The 16,608-nt window shown below is 63.1% G+C and carries 14 protein-coding genes; 11 read left to right on the top strand and 3 right to left on the bottom strand.

The window, feature by feature from the left end:
• Entirely contained in the window at positions 1 to 756 is a 756-nt protein-coding gene (gene cobM, locus EA797_RS03090; RefSeq protein ID WP_122163717.1) for a precorrin-4 C(11)-methyltransferase, read from the top strand.
• Between the two features lie 42 nt (positions 757 to 798).
• Here cobM and hrpB read toward each other — a convergent pair whose 3' ends face one another.
• The gene (gene hrpB / locus EA797_RS03085) at positions 799 to 3,312 is read right to left on the bottom strand and encodes an ATP-dependent helicase HrpB (protein WP_122163716.1); all 2,514 of its coding nucleotides are present in this window, start codon (positions 3,310 to 3,312) and stop codon (positions 799 to 801) included.
• Positions 3,313 to 3,490: 178 nt separating this feature from the next.
• On the opposite strand from hrpB, the gene EA797_RS03080 reads away from it, so the two are divergent.
• The 5 genes from EA797_RS03080 (at position 3,491) to EA797_RS03060 (ending at position 7,394) form a co-directional block, all read left to right on the top strand.
• Positions 3,491 to 3,907 (top strand): polyribonucleotide nucleotidyltransferase, encoded by a 417-nt coding sequence (locus tag EA797_RS03080; RefSeq protein WP_122163715.1) that lies wholly within the window; start codon positions 3,491 to 3,493, stop codon positions 3,905 to 3,907.
• Entirely contained in the window at positions 3,907 to 4,818 is a 912-nt protein-coding gene (locus tag EA797_RS03075) for a cation diffusion facilitator family transporter (RefSeq protein ID WP_122163714.1), read from the top strand. The genes EA797_RS03080 and EA797_RS03075 overlap by 1 nt, the downstream gene beginning before the upstream one ends.
• A 1,150-nt stretch (positions 4,819 to 5,968) precedes the next feature.
• Positions 5,969 to 6,448 carry an Lrp/AsnC family transcriptional regulator gene (locus EA797_RS03070; protein ID WP_122163713.1) on the top strand — a complete coding sequence of 160 codons (480 nt, stop codon included), beginning with the start codon at positions 5,969 to 5,971 and terminating at the stop codon, positions 6,446 to 6,448.
• Between the two features lie 164 nt (positions 6,449 to 6,612).
• On the top strand, positions 6,613 to 7,005 hold the full coding sequence (locus EA797_RS03065; protein WP_122163712.1) for a globin: 393 nt from the start codon (positions 6,613 to 6,615) through the stop codon (positions 7,003 to 7,005).
• A gap of 170 nt (positions 7,006 to 7,175) precedes the next feature.
• Positions 7,176 to 7,394, top strand: coding sequence for a DUF2788 domain-containing protein (locus EA797_RS03060; protein WP_122163711.1), 219 nt, complete (start codon positions 7,176 to 7,178; stop codon positions 7,392 to 7,394).
• 48 nt (positions 7,395 to 7,442) lie between these two features.
• Here the strand turns inward: EA797_RS03060 and EA797_RS03055 are convergent, their stop codons facing one another.
• Positions 7,443 to 8,072, bottom strand: coding sequence for a pseudouridine synthase (locus tag EA797_RS03055; RefSeq protein ID WP_122163710.1), 630 nt, complete (start codon positions 8,070 to 8,072; stop codon positions 7,443 to 7,445).
• 339 nt (positions 8,073 to 8,411) lie between these two features.
• Here EA797_RS03055 and urtA point away from each other — a divergent pair, with 339 nt between their 5' ends.
• From urtA to urtE, 5 genes are all read left to right on the top strand, one after another.
• Positions 8,412 to 9,680, top strand: coding sequence for an urea ABC transporter substrate-binding protein (urtA, locus tag EA797_RS03050; RefSeq protein ID WP_122163709.1), 1,269 nt, complete (start codon positions 8,412 to 8,414; stop codon positions 9,678 to 9,680).
• A gap of 202 nt (positions 9,681 to 9,882) precedes the next feature.
• Entirely contained in the window at positions 9,883 to 11,454 is a 1,572-nt protein-coding gene (gene urtB / locus EA797_RS03045; protein WP_122163708.1) for an urea ABC transporter permease subunit UrtB, read from the top strand.
• Between the two features lie 169 nt (positions 11,455 to 11,623).
• Complete coding sequence (gene urtC, locus EA797_RS03040; protein WP_122163707.1) at positions 11,624 to 12,703, top strand: urea ABC transporter permease subunit UrtC; 1,080 nt, start codon at positions 11,624 to 11,626, stop codon at positions 12,701 to 12,703.
• The gene (gene urtD / locus EA797_RS03035; RefSeq protein ID WP_122163706.1) at positions 12,700 to 13,554 is read left to right on the top strand and encodes an urea ABC transporter ATP-binding protein UrtD; all 855 of its coding nucleotides are present in this window, start codon (positions 12,700 to 12,702) and stop codon (positions 13,552 to 13,554) included. The genes urtC and urtD overlap by 4 nt, the downstream gene beginning before the upstream one ends.
• A gap of 126 nt (positions 13,555 to 13,680) precedes the next feature.
• Positions 13,681 to 14,379 carry an urea ABC transporter ATP-binding subunit UrtE gene (gene urtE, locus EA797_RS03030; protein ID WP_122163705.1) on the top strand — a complete coding sequence of 233 codons (699 nt, stop codon included), beginning with the start codon at positions 13,681 to 13,683 and terminating at the stop codon, positions 14,377 to 14,379.
• Positions 14,380 to 14,494: 115 nt separating this feature from the next.
• On the opposite strand, the gene EA797_RS03025 is transcribed toward urtE, so the two are convergent.
• Positions 14,495 to 16,489, bottom strand: coding sequence for a methyl-accepting chemotaxis protein (locus EA797_RS03025; protein ID WP_122163704.1), 1,995 nt, complete (start codon positions 16,487 to 16,489; stop codon positions 14,495 to 14,497).
• Positions 16,490 to 16,608 lie beyond the last annotated feature (119 nt).

Here is a 16,608-nt window from a genome sequence, read left to right as displayed (position 1 = left end):
ATGACCGTCTATTTCATCGGCGCCGGCCCGGGCGATCCGGAACTGATCACCGTCAAAGGGCAGCGTCTGGTGCGCAGTTGCCCGGTCATCCTCTACGCCGGCTCGCTGGTCCCGGCCGCCGTACTCGAAGGTCATGGCGCCGAGCAGGTGATCAACACCGCCGAGCTGCATCTGGACGAGATCATCGAGCTGATCCGGCAGGCCGATGCCAAGGGTCAGGACGTAGCGCGGGTGCATTCCGGCGACCCGTCTCTGTATGGCGCCATCGGTGAGCAGATCCGCCACCTGCGGAGGCTTGGCATCGCCTTCCAGATCGTTCCGGGCGTCACCGCGACGGCCGCCTGCGCCGCGCTTCTGGACGTCGAACTGACGCTGCCGCAGGTTTCCCAGACGCTGATCCTGACGCGTTACGCCACCAAGTCGGATATGCCCCCCGGTGAAGAACTGCACGACCTGGCCCGCCACGGCGCGACCATGGCGATTCATCTTGGCGTTCAGCACCTGTCCCGCATCGTCGCCGAGCTGTTGCCGCATTACGGCCTGGATTGCCCGATTGCCGTGGTGCACCGCGCCAGCTGGCCCGATCAGGATTGGGTGACAGGTACCCTGGCCGACATCGAAGCCAAGGTAAGCGAGAAGGGCTTTCGCCGTACGGCGTTGATCCTCGTCGGCCGAGTGCTGACGGCCGAGGCGTTTGCTGATTCGGCGCTGTACAACGTGGACACGACGCACCTGTATCGGTCATCCCCGGACTGATCCGAAGCGCTTGAAGAGCCGCGTCAGTCGCGCCCGACATGCCTATTTGCGAGGTTTGACCCGAGCAGTCGGCTCGGCAACCAGGGGGTCGTCCGGCCAGTAATGCTTCGGGTAGCGACCCTTGAGGTCTTTCTTCACATCGATGTAGGTATTCGCCCAGAAGCTGGCCAAGTCCTGGGTCACCTGCACCGGGCGGCGCGCGGGTGACAGCAGATGCAGCTTCACCACCTGACGCCCGCCGGCGATGCGGGGCGTTTCCGCCAGCCCGAACAGTTCCTGCAAGCGCACCGCCAATACCGGTGGTGATTCGCTGTAATCGAGGCGTACCCGCGACCCCGAGGGTACGGCGATGGCAACCGGTGCCTGCTCGTCGAGGCGCTGGGGTAACGGCCACGGCAACAGTGTGGCGAGCATGCTCTGCAGGTCGAGCCCAGCGAAGTGGGACAGGCGCGTAACCTTGCCGAGATAGGGCAGCAGCCAGTCTTCAAGTCTTTTCAACAGGGCTTCATCGCTGACGTCCGGCCAATCGCTGGCACCGTCGCTGGCCAGATCGAGCGCTCTGAGAAGGCTGATACGCGCCTGCCACTGGCGCAGCTCCGGGGTCCAGGGCAGCAGTTCCAGCCCCTTGCGTCGGACCAGGGCGAGCAGCGCGCGGCCTCGCGCTTCGTCATCCAGACCGGGTAAGGGCTCGCGGCTTAGTATCAGCTCACCAACACGCCGCTGCCGCTCGGCGCGCAGCACGCCTTCGCGCTCGTCCCATTCCAACTCGTCACGCAGGCTGACCATTTCGGCCAATTCCTTCTCGAACAGTGCAGGGTCCAGCGCCGCTGCGCGATAGATCCGCTCCTCGCGCTGGCCCTGACGACTGCCCAGTTCCGCGATCACCAGCCAAGCCTCTTTCATAAGGGCGTCCGGCTCGCCGAATACAGCCGCCCGACCGTTGGCCAGGCGATATTCGCCGCCGCCATCACGGCGCTGCCGGGCGATCCTGTCGGGATAGGCGAACGCCAGTAGCGCGCCGTGCCAGCGATGATCGGAAGCATCAACCGGTGCCGGCCCCGAAGGCCCACGCAGCAGGCCACGAAACTGCCGGGCCAGCTGGCGCACCCGCTGTGCACCGGCATGCCGGCCCGCGCTGCCGTCGAGCAGGCCGAGACGGGTCGAAATGTCCGCGCCGCCGCGCTGGATATCGCGCTCCACCAGCAGTGCAGCGAGATCGGCCGCCAGCGGCGCGAGGCCCAGCGCATGACCGCGCAGCAGCAGATGGGCGATACGCGGATGAGCAGGCAGTTCGGCCATGGCCTGGCCGTGAGCGGTCAATTGCCAGTCACCGCGAGCAGTCCGACCGAGCGCGCCGAGGCGCTGCAGCAGATCCTGTGCCTGGGCGTACGCAGCGGCAGGCGGCTTGTCCAGCCAGGCCAGCTCGTCCGGTCCGACACCCCAGCGCGCCAGCTGCAACGCTACTCCGGCCAGATCCGCCTGGAGGATTTCCGCGTCGCCATAGGCGGCCAGTTGTGCGTGCTGGTCTTCCGACCACAGCCGATAACAGGCGCCGGCTTCCAGCCGCCCCGCACGCCCTGCCCGCTGAGTTGCAGAGGCACGGGAGATGCGGCGGGTTTCCAGCCGGGTCATTCCGCTGCCGGGATCGAACCGCGGCACCCGCGCCAGCCCGGCATCGACCACCACCCGCACGCCTTCGATGGTAAGGCTGGTCTCGGCGATGTTGGTCGCCAACACCACCTTGCGCCTGCCCGCCGGCGCCAGCTCGATGGCCGCACGCTGGGCGGTCAGCTCCAGTTCACCGTGCAGCGGGCAAAGCAATACCTCGGGTCGATCTGCCAGTTGCTCGGCAAGGGCATCGTTCACGCGGCGGATTTCAGCCTGCCCCGGCAGGAAAACCAGCACGCTGCCAGGCTCTTCATCCAGCGCCTGCAGTACCGTCTGCACCACCCTCGGCTCGATCCGCTCTCCCGCCTGAAACGGCCGCCCCCAGCGTTGCGCGACCGGATACATGCGTCCTTCGCTGCGCACCACCGGCGCGTCATCCAGCAGGCTCGACAGGCGCGCGCCCTCCAGGGTGGCGGACATCAACAAAAGTTTGAGCGGCTCATCGCGCAGCAGCTGGCGTGCATTGAGCGTCAACGCCAACGCCAGGTCGGCGTCCAGGCTGCGCTCGTGGAATTCATCGAAGATCACCAACCCAACGCCTTCGAGCGCCGGATCGTCCTGCAAGCGACGCGCAAGAATGCCTTCGGTGACTACCTCGATTCGGGTGTTCGGTCCTACCTTGCTTTCGAGCCGGATGCGATAGCCAACGGTTTCACCGACCTTTTCGCCCAGCTCGCTGGCCAGTCGCTCGGCCGCCGCACGGGCAGCAAGGCGACGAGGCTCAAGCATCAGGATCGAATGCCCAGCGAGCCACGGCTCGTTCAGCAGCGCCAGCGGCACGCGGGTGGTCTTGCCGGCGCCGGGCGGCGCTTCAAGCACTGCTTCGTCACGGTTTAGCAGCGACTGGCGCAGCGCCGGCAGGGCTTCATCGATGGGCAGGGAAATCATGGGTGCTCCGCTTTCGGGGTCGCGATTATAGCGGGACCGGGCTCACACGCAGCGGCTAGCCGAGCCGGAGCCACGGCCATCGCAACGACGTCGAACAGAGCGCACCTCAGGAGTGTCTGATATCGGGAAAACATCACGCAGCCCTTGTATAGTTGCGCCACTTTTTCCGGAGGTCCTTATGCGTACTCGTTCCCGTGTCATCGGCGGCGTGCTGGCCGTCTCCCTGTTCACCCAACTGACAGCGTGTGGCACGCTGTTCTACCCCGACCGCCGTGGGCAGATCGACGGCAAGATCGACCCGGCCATTGCAGTCGCGAATGCCGTGGGCCTGCTGTTCTACGTAATTCCGGGCCTTATCGCGTTTGGGATCGATTTCGCCACGGGCGCGATCTACCTGCCCGATAACAGCTACTCCATGGCTCCGGAAAAACTGCAGGAAGCCATCGGTGCCGATGGCGAAATCGATCAGGCCAAGCTCAAGGCAATCATCGAAGCGGAAACCGGTCGCAGCCTGCCGTTCAATGATCCCCGCCTAATCCAGCATAACGGCAGCCTCGAGCAGCTTGCCGCGTTCGGACTTCGTCCGGCCGCCTGATGCAACACACCCGCGAGCGCAAGGGCGTCAGCACCGAACACGCTCGGCTGATGCGCCGGGCCACACGGCTTGCGCTGGCGGTCGCGCTTACCCTGGCGGCATGTAAGGCGCTGGCCTGGTGGATGAGTGGCTCGGTCAGCCTGCTGGCCGGGCTTACCGACTCACTGCTGGACGGCGCCGCCTCGTTACTCAATCTCCTGGCGGTGCATTACTCGCTGCGCCCAGCCGACGACGATCACCGCTACGGCCATGGCAAGGCCGAAGCACTGGCCGGACTCGGCCAAGGCGCGTTCATTTCCGTCAGCGCGATCCTGGTCTGCGTCCAGGGTGTGGATCGCATGCTGCACCCGCAACCGCTAGGTGCACCAACGCTGGGCATCATCGTCATGCTGATATCGCTGGCGCTGACCGTGGCGCTGTTGATGTATCAGCGCCATGTGGTGCGTGAAACAGGCTCCACGGCGATACGCGCCGATTCACTGCACTATCGCTCCGACCTGCTGCTCAACAGCAGCATCCTTGTCGCACTAGTGCTTGCGGGCTATGGCCTGGAGCGCTTGGATGCGGTCTTCGGTATCGCCATCGCGGTGTACATCTTCTGGAGTGCGCTAAGCATCGTTCGCGAAGCAGGCGCAGTGCTGATGGATACCGAGTTGCCACCCGAGGTAAGCGAAGACATGGGCCGGCTGGCCTGCGGCGTTCCCGGCGTGGTCGGATGTCACGATCTGCGTACTCGTGTATCGGGGACGCGTTGGTTCGTCCAGATGCACCTTGAGCTGCCTGGCCAGTTGCCTCTGATCGAGGCCCATGCTTTGTGCGAACAGGTCGAGACGGCGATTCACACCAAGTACCCTCGGGCTGAGGTGCTGGTGCATGCTGATCCCCTAGAGGTGGTGAAGCCGAAGGGGTGATGCTGCGTAAAGCGCGCTGTAAGGCGCCCGGCCTCGTGCTTAGCCAATTACAGCGCTCGCTGATAGCACCGGATTTGCCCTGCTGGGCGACTCACTTTTCCCAGACGCACCTACCCGGCCGGCAAAAAAGTAAGCAAAAACGCTGGCCCCTGCATCCGGGTCTCGCTTCGCGAGACTTCCCTCAGTCCATCGCTGCTCCGAGGGTCGCCGCGCAAGGGCCATCCCTGGCCCTTCACGGCTCTCGCGGCATCCATGCCCCTCGCCCCTCTGCGCAGCGATTCCATTCGGCCTCCTGAATGAGGCGTTCGGAGTCGTCTGCTGGTTCGTTCGCGGAACAACCGGAAAAGCATCTCGACTCAAAAACGCTTTGTTTACGTCCCGAACGGAAACGAAAATCTCGTACGGTGGAAAACTGCGAAGCATTTACCACCGCAATCGATCCAACAATTGATATCGGACATTGCCCACCAAAAGCGGTGGGTAAGCTTCGCGTTACCCACCCTACGATCTCTTGAAGCTCGCAAAACCAATTCGTTGCACGGGCCATCAGACGCCGCCAAATCGCCCCTTTCAGGAGGCCGAGCGCAGGTGGCGTGGAAGGGGTTGAGCGGCATGGATGCCGCGAGAGCGGCGTTGGGCCATGGATGGCCCGTCGCCGCGGGCCCCTGGAACGTCACCGGAGCGAGGGAACCCCGGCGCAGCCGGGGACGGATGCAGGGGCAAGACTTTTTGCTTACTTTTGAGGGGCCGGCCGTCCGGGCGTTTGAAAAAAGTGAGGCGCCCAGCAGGGCGAAACCAAGCTATCAGCCGACTCGGCAATAGGGATTACCCCGGCACCTAGACCAAGCACCAGAACGAAAAAGACCACGCCTGGGCGTGGTCTTTTCGATTCGTTGGGCCGATGGTAACGGCTTCTTCTCGCGGCGCCTCGTGAGCGTCGGGGGCCCGGACCGTCGACCTTGGTAAGGCTTTCGGAGATCACGGCGGGGATCGCGTGCCGTGTCATTTCTGCCGGGGGCTGAAGTTGAATAAAGCTTACGCCCGACCTACCGACAGATGTTTGCGAAGATTGCTCATGTAGCCACCACTTGCGCAATCAATTCACGCCATATCATTATTCTTCGCAATCAGAACACGGGAGCCATCGGTAATGAGCAAACTAGACCGCTACGATCTGCGCATCCTTCAAGAACTGCAGCACGACGCACGCATTTCAAATCAGGAGCTGGCCGAACGCATCGGCCTGTCGCCATCACCCTGCTCCCGTCGCGTCAAACAGCTCGAGGACGACGGCTATATCGCACGCCAAGTTGCACTGCTGGACCGCAAAAAGCTCGGCCTGACCCTCACCGCCTATGTGCTCATCGGCATGGACCGTCACACGCCCGAGCGCTTCGAACATTTCGAAGGGGTGATCGGCAAATGCCCGGAAGTGCTCGAATGCAGCCTGGTAACGGGGATGGATGCCGATTACCAACTCAAGGTCGTAGTGCCGGACATGGAGCACTATCAGGCCTTCCTTCTCGGCACTCTGACGCGTATCGAAGGGGTGTCGAGCGTGCGCTCGAGCTTCGTGCTCCGCCAGGTGTCATCGAGTACGGAGCTGCCACTCGAGCACTTGCGGGCCTGAGACAGCCCTCACATTTGCATCCATACATTTAAAAGGGTTATTGCCTATAATTCGCGCCCCCTCAGTACGCCAGGCGTGGGCACGACCTGGCCAGGCGTACGGCCAACTGCGCGCCAGCCTGAGCAGGGCGCAGCCCTATTGAGCAAAATGCAAAGGAAATGCCCATGAAAGACACCAATCGGGTCATGCAAAGCTATGGCCGCTGTTGCGCAAGCCCGGATTTCTTCGATGACTTCTACGCGTCCTTTCTCGCCAGCTCCCCAGCGGTGCGGGAGAAGTTCGTCAAGACCGATATGGCCGCGCAGAAACATCTGCTGCGAGCAGGCATCCTGAATCTGGTGCTGTTTGCCCGCGGCATGCCGGATACCAAACTACAGGCGCTCGGCAGGAGTCATTCACGCGCGCATCTCGATATCCGCCCGGAACTCTATGACCTGTGGGCCGCCGCGCTGCTGAAGACAATTGGTCAGCATGACCGTCAGCTGGAAAAGCAGGACCTTGAGGCCTGGAACGCAGTGCTCAATAAGGGCATCGACGTGATCAAATCCCACTACTGATCAGCCCTGCAGCGCAGGACAGAGCCGCCACTCAAGATTATGGCCGAACGCCTGGCCGACTGAGTCGTCAAACCCTGAGGGGCCGCTGCACCTAGCGACAGGCGTATACTGCGCGCCCTCGCGCGCGCGGCCTGCCGTGTGCATTCGTCGATGTCAGTCAGGAGAAACGCGTGGATCCCGAAGTATTTGAAAAGTGGATGATGATCGTGCTTGTCGGCGGGCTCATGGCGTTCATGGCCTTCATCATCTGGGACCTGGCCAAGAAGTCCAAGGCCGGCCGCCTCGGCACGGCGATCCTGTTCCTCGGCTTGGGCCTATGCCTGTTCGCTTTTCTCGCCAAGCCAATCATCGGCTATGTCATTGAAGTGACCCAGGGCATTCCGCACTAATCCGGCGGTCCGGCGACCCGACGATCCGACGATCCGGCGGTCCGGCGCTCACAAACGCGCCGGCACCTCTCGCCATTCCCCCGGTTGCAGCCCGTCCAATGTCCAGGGCCCGATCTGCACGCGCACTAACCGCAACGTCGGCAGCCCGACCGCTGCGGTCATGCGCCGTACCTGACGATTGCGCCCTTCACGAATGACCAGCTCCAACCAACTGGTCGGCACCGACTTGCGAAACCGTACCGGAGGGTTGCGCGGCCAGAGTTCGGGTTCATCGAGCTGCCGGGCTTCGGCCGGCAACGTCATCCCATCGTTGAGCTCAACTCCGTCGCACAAGCGCTGCAGCTGTTCGGCGCTGACCTCTCCCTCCACCTGTACCCAGTAGGTTTTCGCAAGCTTGTGCTTGGGGTCGGCGATCCGCGCTTGCAGCTGCCCGTCATTGGTCAGCAGCAACAGCCCCTCGCTGTCGCGATCCAATCGCCCAGCCGGATAGACGCCCGGCACCTGAACGAAGTCCTTGAGGGTCGCGCGGCCATCGGCATCGTTGAATTGCGTGAGCACGTCGAAAGGTTTGTTCAACAACAAAAGCCGTGGCTCGGACGGCGGCGCCTTGGCCACCCGACGCGGTTGTGAACGCGTTGCAGTGGGGCGTGGTGGACGGGTGCGTGAGGTGCGAGGCATGAGGAAGCCTTCGGTTGCAGGCCGGCCATGCTAGGACGGGCATTGCCAGCGGGCAAGGGCCGGTGTGAAGGAGCGACTTGATCGGGTCCAAAACAGCCTGAATAACCCATGATCGCGTTCGGCACCACAAAGGCGCACCGGGTGCGCCATGACGTTGCCAAGCGCACCGTTATCGGACAACGCCGCGCCCACGCCCCGATAACGTACTTTTCCACAAATGGCCGCAAAGCATCGGAACAGAAGGCTTACCGCCAAATTGGCACGGATGCTGCGATAGCGCTCCCAGTCCCGATGGACCAACCCCACAGTTGCGCATGGACAGCCAAGGAGCCGCCCACAATGAAACGCCGTCCTCTGTTGAAGTCCACCCTCGCCGCCAGTGCCCTGATGCTCAGCGGTCTGTTCCCGTTCACCCTGCAGGCCGCCGAAACCATCAAGGTCGGCATCCTGCATTCGCTGTCCGGCACCATGGCCATCTCGGAAACTTCCCTGAAAGACATGGCGCTGATGACTATCGATGAGATCAACGCCAAGGGCGGCGTGCTCGGCAAGCAGCTCGAGCCGGTGGTCGTCGACCCGGCGTCAAACTGGCCGCTGTTCGCTGAAAAAGGCCGTCAGCTGCTGACCCAGGACAAGGTCGCCGTCACCTTTGGTTGCTGGACGTCCGTCTCGCGCAAATCCGTGCTGCCGGTTTATGAAGAGCTCGATGGCCTTCTGTTCTACCCGGTGCAATACGAAGGTGAAGAGCTGTCACCCAACGTCTTCTACACCGGCGCGGCGCCAAACCAGCAAGCCATCCCGGCTGTGGAATACTTGATGAGCGAAGACGGCGGCAGCGCCGAGCGCTTCTTCCTGCTCGGCACCGATTACGTCTACCCGCGTACCACAAACAAGATCCTGCGCGCCTTCCTTATCAGCAAGGGCGTGCCGGAATCGAGCATCGAAGAGGTCTACACGCCGTTCGGCCACAGCGATTACCAGACCATCGTAGCCAACATCAAGAAGTTCTCCGCCGGCGGCAAGACGGCTGTGGTGTCGACCATCAACGGTGACTCCAACGTCCCGTTCTACAAGGAGCTGGCCAACCAGGGCCTGGAAGCTACTGACGTTCCGGTCGTCGCCTTCTCGGTCGGTGAAGAAGAGCTGCGCGGCATTGACACCAAGCCGCTCGTTGGCCACCTGGCCGCCTGGAACTACTTTCAGTCAGTTGAAAACCCGGTAAACGAAGCCTTCGTCAGCAAGTGGAAGGCCTACGCGAAGGCCAAGAACCTGCCGGGCGCCGACAAGGCGGTGACCAACGACCCGATGGAAGCCACCTACGTGGGCCTGCATATGTGGGCGCAGGCGGTCGAGAAGGCTGGCACCACCGACGTCGGCAAAGTGCGCGATGCCCTCGCCGGTCAGACCTTCGAAGCGCCGAGCGGCTACACCCTCACCATGGACGAAAAGAACCATCACCTGCACAAGCCGGTGATGATCGGCGAAGTCCAGGACGACGGTCAGTTCTCGGTGGTCTGGGAAACCGAAAGCCCGGTCCGCGCGCAGCCGTGGAGTCCCTACATCCCGGGTAACGACAAGAAGCCGGATCACGCGGTGAAGTCGAACTGATCGACGCGCGCATCACGTTCGTAGGGTGGGCCGGGCGGCGTTGCGCTTTAGCCCGCCATCAGCCCTCGAGAGCTGAAGCCCACCCTACAACCGGCCCACCTTTCGACGCTGCAACGGCGGATGAATGACGCTTTTCTCATCCGCCTGCAGCCGTCACTAGCTCCATCAAGAGAGCCCGCGACCTCCTCTGGGGAATGCATTGATGAACACTGCCCTGCACCGATTATTGCTGCTGCTCCTGCTCGCGCTGCCCTGGGCGGCACAGGCTGGAGACGCAGCCGACTACGCCAAGGCCAGCCCGGCCAAACAGGCCAAGCTGCTGGAAAGCTGGGCCGCCGCGCCCGCACCCGAACGGCTGCCGCTGATCGAAGCGCTGCGCGCAAACCGTGTGGCCATCGACGATGACAAGACGCCCTTCATCGAAGAGAACGGTGCCTATCGCGCGTTCGAAGGCAGCGCCGAGCCGCTCGGCACCCCGAAGAAGCTGCGCCTGAACAACCGCCTGCGCGGCCTGCTCAATACGGCCTTGGCCAGCCACCAACTGTTCTCCGATGATCCGTCACAGCGCCTCAGCGCGGCCAAGCGTCTGCAACGCAGCGGTCAACCAGAGCAACTCGAACTGCTCGGGCAGCGCCTGGAAGCCGAGGACGATCCGGCCGTCAGCGAAGCCCTGACTCTGGCGCTGGCCAACCTGCAACTAAGCGTGGAGGATCCTGCCGTACGGCTGGCTGCCGTTCGCCTGCTCGGCGAAACCGGCGCTCCACTGGCGCGGGTCCGCCTGGAAAACCTGCTCGCCGACGAGGCGGAAACCGACGCAGGCGTACGCAAGGCGGCGGAAACCAGCCTGGCGCAGGTCAAGCGCAAGCTCTTGATCGGCGAACTGCTCGGCCAGGCCTTCAGCGGTCTGTCGCTGGGCTCGATACTCCTGCTCGCGGCCCTCGGGCTGGCGATCACCTTTGGCCTGCTCGGCGTGATCAACATGGCCCACGGCGAGATGCTGATGCTCGGGGCCTACACCACCTACATGGTGCAAGTGATGATGGCGCGCCTCATGCCGGACGCACTGGCGTTCTACCCATTGGTAGCCCTGCCGGTGGCCTTCTTCGTCACCGCAGCCATTGGCATGGCACTCGAACGCACCGTTATCCGCCATCTCTACGGCCGCCCGTTGGAAACCCTGCTGGCGACCTGGGGCATCAGCCTGATCCTGATCCAGCTGGTGCGCGTGCTGTTCGGCGCGCAGAACGTGGAAGTCGCCAACCCCGGCTGGCTCTCCGGTGGGTTGCAGGTGCTGCCCAACCTCGTGCTGCCCTACAACCGCATGGTGATCATCGGCTTCGCGCTGTTCGTGGTGCTGCTGACCTGGCTGCTGCTGAACAAGACGCGCCTGGGCCTGAACGTGCGTGCGGTAACGCAGAACCGCAACATGGCCGCCTGCTGCGGCGTGCCCACCGGGCGCATCGACATGGTGGCCTTCGGGTTGGGCTCGGGCATCGCCGGGCTTGGCGGTGTTGCGCTGAGCCAGATCGGCAACGTCGGCCCGGACCTCGGCCAGGGCTACATCATCGATTCCTTCCTCGTCGTCGTGCTCGGTGGGGTCGGACAGCTGGCCGGCAGCATCTTTGCTGCTTTCGGGCTCGGCATCGCCAATAAGATTCTCGAACCGCAGATCGGCGCCGTGCTGGGCAAGATCCTCATCCTCGCACTGATCATCCTGTTCATTCAGAAACGTCCTCAGGGGTTGTTCGCGCTGAAAGGGAGGGTGATCGATTGAAGACTTACCTTCCCTCCTTCGCTGGAACGATGAGGGGCGCCCAGTTCTCGCTAGTGATCAACGCCCCAGCCCACAACCGCGCAGGATCGCCAGCAAGCTGGCTCCTACAAAAGGCAGCAAGCGCGGGAATCGGCGCATACGCCACCAATTATCGTCAGGACGGCCTCGTATGAATCAGCCTCTTACCCTAACGGCTGCGCAGAAGGCTGGGCCGAAAGTCACCGCTGTTGCCCTCGGCTTGGTGCTCGCAATCCTGCTGGCGATGCCACTGCTGCATCTGCTTCCCGCGGACAATGTCTTTCACGTTTCGGCCTACACACTGACGCTAGTCGGCAAGATTCTCTGCTATGCGATCGTCGCCCTGGCGCTGGATCTGGTGTGGGGCTACGCGGGCTTGTTGTCCCTCGGCCACGGTCTGTTCTTCGCTCTCGGCGGCTACGCCATGGGCATGTACCTGATGCGTGAAAGTGCCGGCGACGGGCTGCCGGCATTCATGAGCTTTCTCGCCTGGACCGAGCTGCCCTGGTACTGGTACGGCACCTCCAGCTTCCTGTGGGCGATGTGCCTGGTGGTGCTGGCACCAGGGTTGCTGGCTTTCGTGTTCGGCTTCTTCGCCTTCCGCTCGCGGATCAAGGGTGTTTACTTCTCGATCATGACCCAGGCGCTGACCTTCGCCGGCATGCTGCTCTTCTTTCGCAACGAAACCGGCTTTGGCGGCAACAACGGCTTCACCGACTTCAAGACCATTCTCGGCTTCTCGATTTCGGCTCCGGCAACCCGCGCTACGCTTTTCCTCGCCACCGTCGCGCTGCTCGTTGGCAGCCTCCTCCTTGGATGGCGGCTGGCGCGCAGCAAGTTCGGCCGGGTGCTCACAGCGCTGCGTGATGCGGAAAACCGACTGATGTTCTGCGGCTACGATCCCCGTGGCTACAAGCTGTTCATCTGGACACTGTCGGCGGTGCTCTGCGGGCTGGCCGGTGCGCTCTACGTACCGCAGGTGGGAATCATCAATCCCAGCGAAATGGCACCGACGCAATCCATCGAAGCCGCCGTCTGGGTCGCCCTCGGCGGGCGCGGCACGCTGATCGGCCCGCTGCTCGGTGCCGGGATCGTCAACGGCATGAAGAGCTGGTTCACCGTTGCCTTTCCTGAATACTGGCTGTTTGCCCTCGGCGCGCTGTTCATCATCGTCACCCTGTACCTGCCGAAAGGCGTCATCGGATTGCTGCGCCGGAGGGGCGAACAATGAAAACCGCACCCGTACCCGAACTGATCGACCCGATGGAGCCAAGCGACATCCAGGGCAGCGGCCGCGATGCCATCGGCCTCGGCCGCGTGAAAGGCGAAGGCCTCGATGCTCGCCACGGCACCATCCTCAGCCTCGAAGACATCAACGTCAGCTTCGATGGTTTCAAGGCGCTGACCAATCTCAGCCTCTACATCGGCGTCGGTGAACTGCGCTGCATCATCGGCCCCAACGGCGCCGGCAAGACCACCATGATGGACGTCATCACCGGCAAGACCCGCCCGGACAGCGGCACGGCGTTTTTCGGCGACACCCTCGACCTGACACGCATGAGCGAGGTGGAAATCGCCCAGTCCGGCATCGGCCGCAAGTTCCAGAAACCCACGGTATTCGAGGCATTGAGCGTATTCGAAAATCTGGAGCTGGCGCAGAAGACCGACAAGTCCGTACGGGCAAGCCTCAAGGCCAAGCTCAACGGTCAGCAGAAAGACCGCATAGACGAAGTGCTGAGCACAATTCGCCTGGAAACCTCCCGCCATCGCCCGGCCGGGCTGCTTTCCCACGGCCAGAAGCAGTTTCTCGAGATCGGCATGCTGCTGATGCAGGACCCGCAGCTGCTCTTGCTCGACGAGCCGGTGGCGGGCATGACCGACGCCGAAACCGAGTTCACCGCCGAACTCTTCAAGAGCCTGGCGCGCAAGCACTCGCTGATGGTGGTCGAGCACGACATGGGCTTCGTCGACACCATCGCCGACCACGTCACTGTGCTGCACCAGGGTCAGGTATTGGCCGAGGGTTCGTTGCAAGCCGTGCAGAACGATGAGCGAGTGATCGAGGTTTATCTCGGACGGTGATTGATTCGTAGGGTGGGTGAAGCGTCATCCACCCTACGCCCGCCGAACGTCCCAGCGCATCAACGCAAACCTAATCGTAGGGTGGATAACGCCAGAGGCTTATCCACCAAAGTGAAGGAGTCGCACATGCTGCAAGTCCAGCAACTGCATCAGTACTACGGCGGCAGCCATATCCTCCGCGGCCTGTCGTTCGACGCGAAGATCGGCGAAGTCACCTGCCTGCTCGGGCGTAACGGCGTCGGCAAGACCACACTGCTCAAATGCCTGATGGGTTTGATTCCGGCCAAGGAAGGCGCGGTGAACTGGGAGGGCAAGCAGATCACTGGTTTCAAACCCCACCAGCGCGTACACGCCGGTATTGCTTACGTGCCCCAGGGGCGGGAGATTTTCGGCAGGCTGACGGTCGAGGAAAATCTGCTGATGGGCTTGTCCCGCTTCAGTGCCAAGGAAGCCAAGGAAGTACCCGAGTTCATCTACGAGCTGTTCCCGGTGCTCAAGGAAATGAAGCACCGCCGTGGGGGTGACCTCTCCGGCGGCCAGCAGCAACAGCTGGCCATCGGCCGCGCCCTGGCGAGCAAGCCGCGCCTGCTGATCCTCGACGAACCCACCGAAGGCATCCAACCTTCGGTGATCAAGGAGATCGGCGTGGTCATCAAGAAACTAGCCGCCCGCGGCGACATGGCGATCCTGCTGGTGGAACAGTTCTACGACTTCGCTGCGGAGCTGGCCGACCAGTACCTGGTGATGAGCCGCGGCGAAATCATTCAGCAGGGCCGCGGCGAGACCATGGAAGCCGAAGGTGTGCGTGGGCTGGTAGCGATCTGACGCTCTGCGGCAGGCGCGCCGTAAGCAGCCACGAAAAAGCCCCGCGCCAGGCGGGGCTCTTCATTTGGCGTAAAGGCAATCAAGGGGCAGCGCGTGGATTACGCGCCCTGTCTGATCAGCGACTCATGCCAGCCAGCCGCTGCGATATGGCCTGCATGCCCTGGCCCAGTTCGCGCAGCGTGGCCGCATCGCGGGCGCCCTCCTCGCTTGCCGTATGGATACGCACGGCCAGCTCGTTGATTTCCTGCGTCACATGGCTTTGCTCCTGCGCGGCCACGGCGATCTGCTGGGCGCGCTGGACGATATCGTCGAAGCTGATAACCGTGTTGCCGAGCGTGCCCGCCACGCTATCAGCCTGCTGCACGGCTTCGTGGGTACGCTGCGCGCCAGCCTGCATGGTTGATACTGCCTGGGCAGATGCCTGGCGCAATTGGGTGATCATCTGCTGGATTTCATTGGCTGAACTCTGAGTGCGGCCCGCGAGGGTTCGCACCTCGTCGGCAACCACCGCGAAACCACGGCCCTGCTCACCAGCCCGAGCCGCTTCGATGGCAGCGTTGAGGGCCAGCAGATTGGTCTGCTCGGAAATCGACTTGATCACGTCCAGTACGCTACCGACCCGCTCGATGTCCGAGCCCAACTGAGTGATGGCCGAAGCGGCATGATTGATTTCACCAGCCAGCCCTCCGATCACATCGCTGTTGCGCTGTACCTGGCCCTGCCCTTGCTCGGCCGCCGACAGTGACTGACGAGCCGTGTCCGAACAATCGGTGGTGTTTTGTGCGACTTCCGCCGCGCTGGCCGACATTTCCGTAATGGCCGTCGCCAGCAAGGTGTTGTCCTGCCGTTGAGCTTCGGCGCGATCAGCCAGGCCGATCGACAGCCGCGCCAGTTCATTGGCCTGCCGCTCGAGGCTGGCAGACTCATCGGCGATACGCCGCAGCATGTCGCGTAATGAGCCGGCGTAGCGATTGACCGCGCCGCGCAAGGCACCCAGTTCATCGGCGCGACGAACGTCGAGCTGGGCATCACCATGACCGCCACCCTGGCCGAGGCGCTCGATCTGGCCCGTGGTTTCCTCCAGTTGCGCCAACAACCGCTTGCCCGCCAACCAAGCCACGCCCAACAGCCCGCCCAGAAGCGGCAGCAGGAGCAATACCATTTTCAGAGTCAATTCCTGGGCGAGACCGACGACGCTCGCCTCGGGAGTGACCAAGCCGACCCGCCAGCCGGTGCCCTCCATGGTGACCAGCGTTACGTAGGCCGGCCCGTCCACCACGCCATCGTGCTGGAGATATAGCGATGCATTGCCCGCCCCCCCTGCTTCCACCGCCGCGGCAACTGGCTTCAGCCAGGGTTGATCGCTGGCACGGTCCGCCAAGGTCGGCAAGCCACCGCTTGCCTTGACGCCAGGAAAAAACAGCAGGTTGCCCGCCTGATCGACGGCAAACGCATAGCCGCCAGTTACGCCACCCTTGGCATCGAGGAAGTTGGCCAGGCCATCGAGTTTCAGGTCGAGCGTGGCCACGCCGGCGAAAGCGCCGCTGCGTTTATAGTGCACGCTGCAAGTGGTCATTGCGACGCCGCTGACTGCGTCAAGATAGCCTTCCGACCAGACGCAGCGCCCGGCGGCGGCCGAACGCGCACCGCTGTACCAGGACTCCCCGTGATAGGCGGGCGTCTGCGACGAGTTGTAGTCGTCCGAGTAGTCGAGCCCGCCATTGTCGGTACGCGCCCAGAAGAAGCTGCGACGCGCCACACCGGGCGTAAAGGCATTGGGTTCCGGCCACAGCCCGCCTCCGGCAATGGCCACGTCACCCTGGCCATCGATCAGGTTCGGCAGAACCGACATCGCCAGAGGCTCATCGTTTGGCATCGTCTCCGCAAGATGGGCCATGGCTGCGGTAGTGCCTTCGATTCGGCTGAGCTGGATCGTCAGCTGGCGGGCCAGAGCACTGGCTGACTGTTCGGCAGCCGCCGAACCCGCGGCGACCAGCTTGGGTTTGCCGCCCAGGGTCATGACCGCGTATATCGCCAGCGCGGTAAGAATCAATAGGAAGATAACGCCGAGCGTCATGCGCGAGGCGATTCGGGTTGGAAGAAAGGGCATGCTACAACTCCGCGGGGGAACTACGTTACGCAGCGTTACGGCTGCCCTCCCCTCTGCTTGAGTCGCCACCCGGCGAATACGGACAGGCGGATATACCGCTGATGCGAATCAAGACAGAT

The sequence above is a fragment of the Stutzerimonas zhaodongensis genome, assembly GCF_003696365.1.
Lineage (GTDB): Bacteria > Pseudomonadota > Gammaproteobacteria > Pseudomonadales > Pseudomonadaceae > Stutzerimonas > Stutzerimonas zhaodongensis.
This window is presented reverse-complemented; position numbering and strand designations above follow the sequence as displayed.

Bases quoted from the DNA above. Each gene is read 5' to 3' on its own strand.
- cobM (WP_122163717.1), top strand. From the start codon at position 1: ATGACCGTCTATTTCATCGGCGCCGGCCCGGGCGATCCGGAACTGATC.
- hrpB (WP_122163716.1), bottom strand. From the start codon at position 3,312: ATGATTTCCCTGCCCATCGATGAAGCCCTGCCGGCGCTGCGCCAGTCG.
- EA797_RS03080 (WP_122163715.1), top strand. From the start codon at position 3,491: ATGCGTACTCGTTCCCGTGTCATCGGCGGCGTGCTGGCCGTCTCCCTG.
- EA797_RS03075 (WP_122163714.1), top strand. From the start codon at position 3,907: ATGCAACACACCCGCGAGCGCAAGGGCGTCAGCACCGAACACGCTCGG.
- EA797_RS03070 (WP_122163713.1), top strand. From the start codon at position 5,969: ATGAGCAAACTAGACCGCTACGATCTGCGCATCCTTCAAGAACTGCAG.
- EA797_RS03065 (WP_122163712.1), top strand. From the start codon at position 6,613: ATGAAAGACACCAATCGGGTCATGCAAAGCTATGGCCGCTGTTGCGCA.
- EA797_RS03055 (WP_122163710.1), bottom strand. From the start codon at position 8,072: ATGCCTCGCACCTCACGCACCCGTCCACCACGCCCCACTGCAACGCGT.
- urtA (WP_122163709.1), top strand. From the start codon at position 8,412: ATGAAACGCCGTCCTCTGTTGAAGTCCACCCTCGCCGCCAGTGCCCTG.
- urtB (WP_122163708.1), top strand. From the start codon at position 9,883: ATGAACACTGCCCTGCACCGATTATTGCTGCTGCTCCTGCTCGCGCTG.
- urtC (WP_122163707.1), top strand. From the start codon at position 11,624: ATGAATCAGCCTCTTACCCTAACGGCTGCGCAGAAGGCTGGGCCGAAA.
- urtD (WP_122163706.1), top strand. From the start codon at position 12,700: ATGAAAACCGCACCCGTACCCGAACTGATCGACCCGATGGAGCCAAGC.
- urtE (WP_122163705.1), top strand. From the start codon at position 13,681: ATGCTGCAAGTCCAGCAACTGCATCAGTACTACGGCGGCAGCCATATC.
- EA797_RS03025 (WP_122163704.1), bottom strand. From the start codon at position 16,489: ATGCCCTTTCTTCCAACCCGAATCGCCTCGCGCATGACGCTCGGCGTT.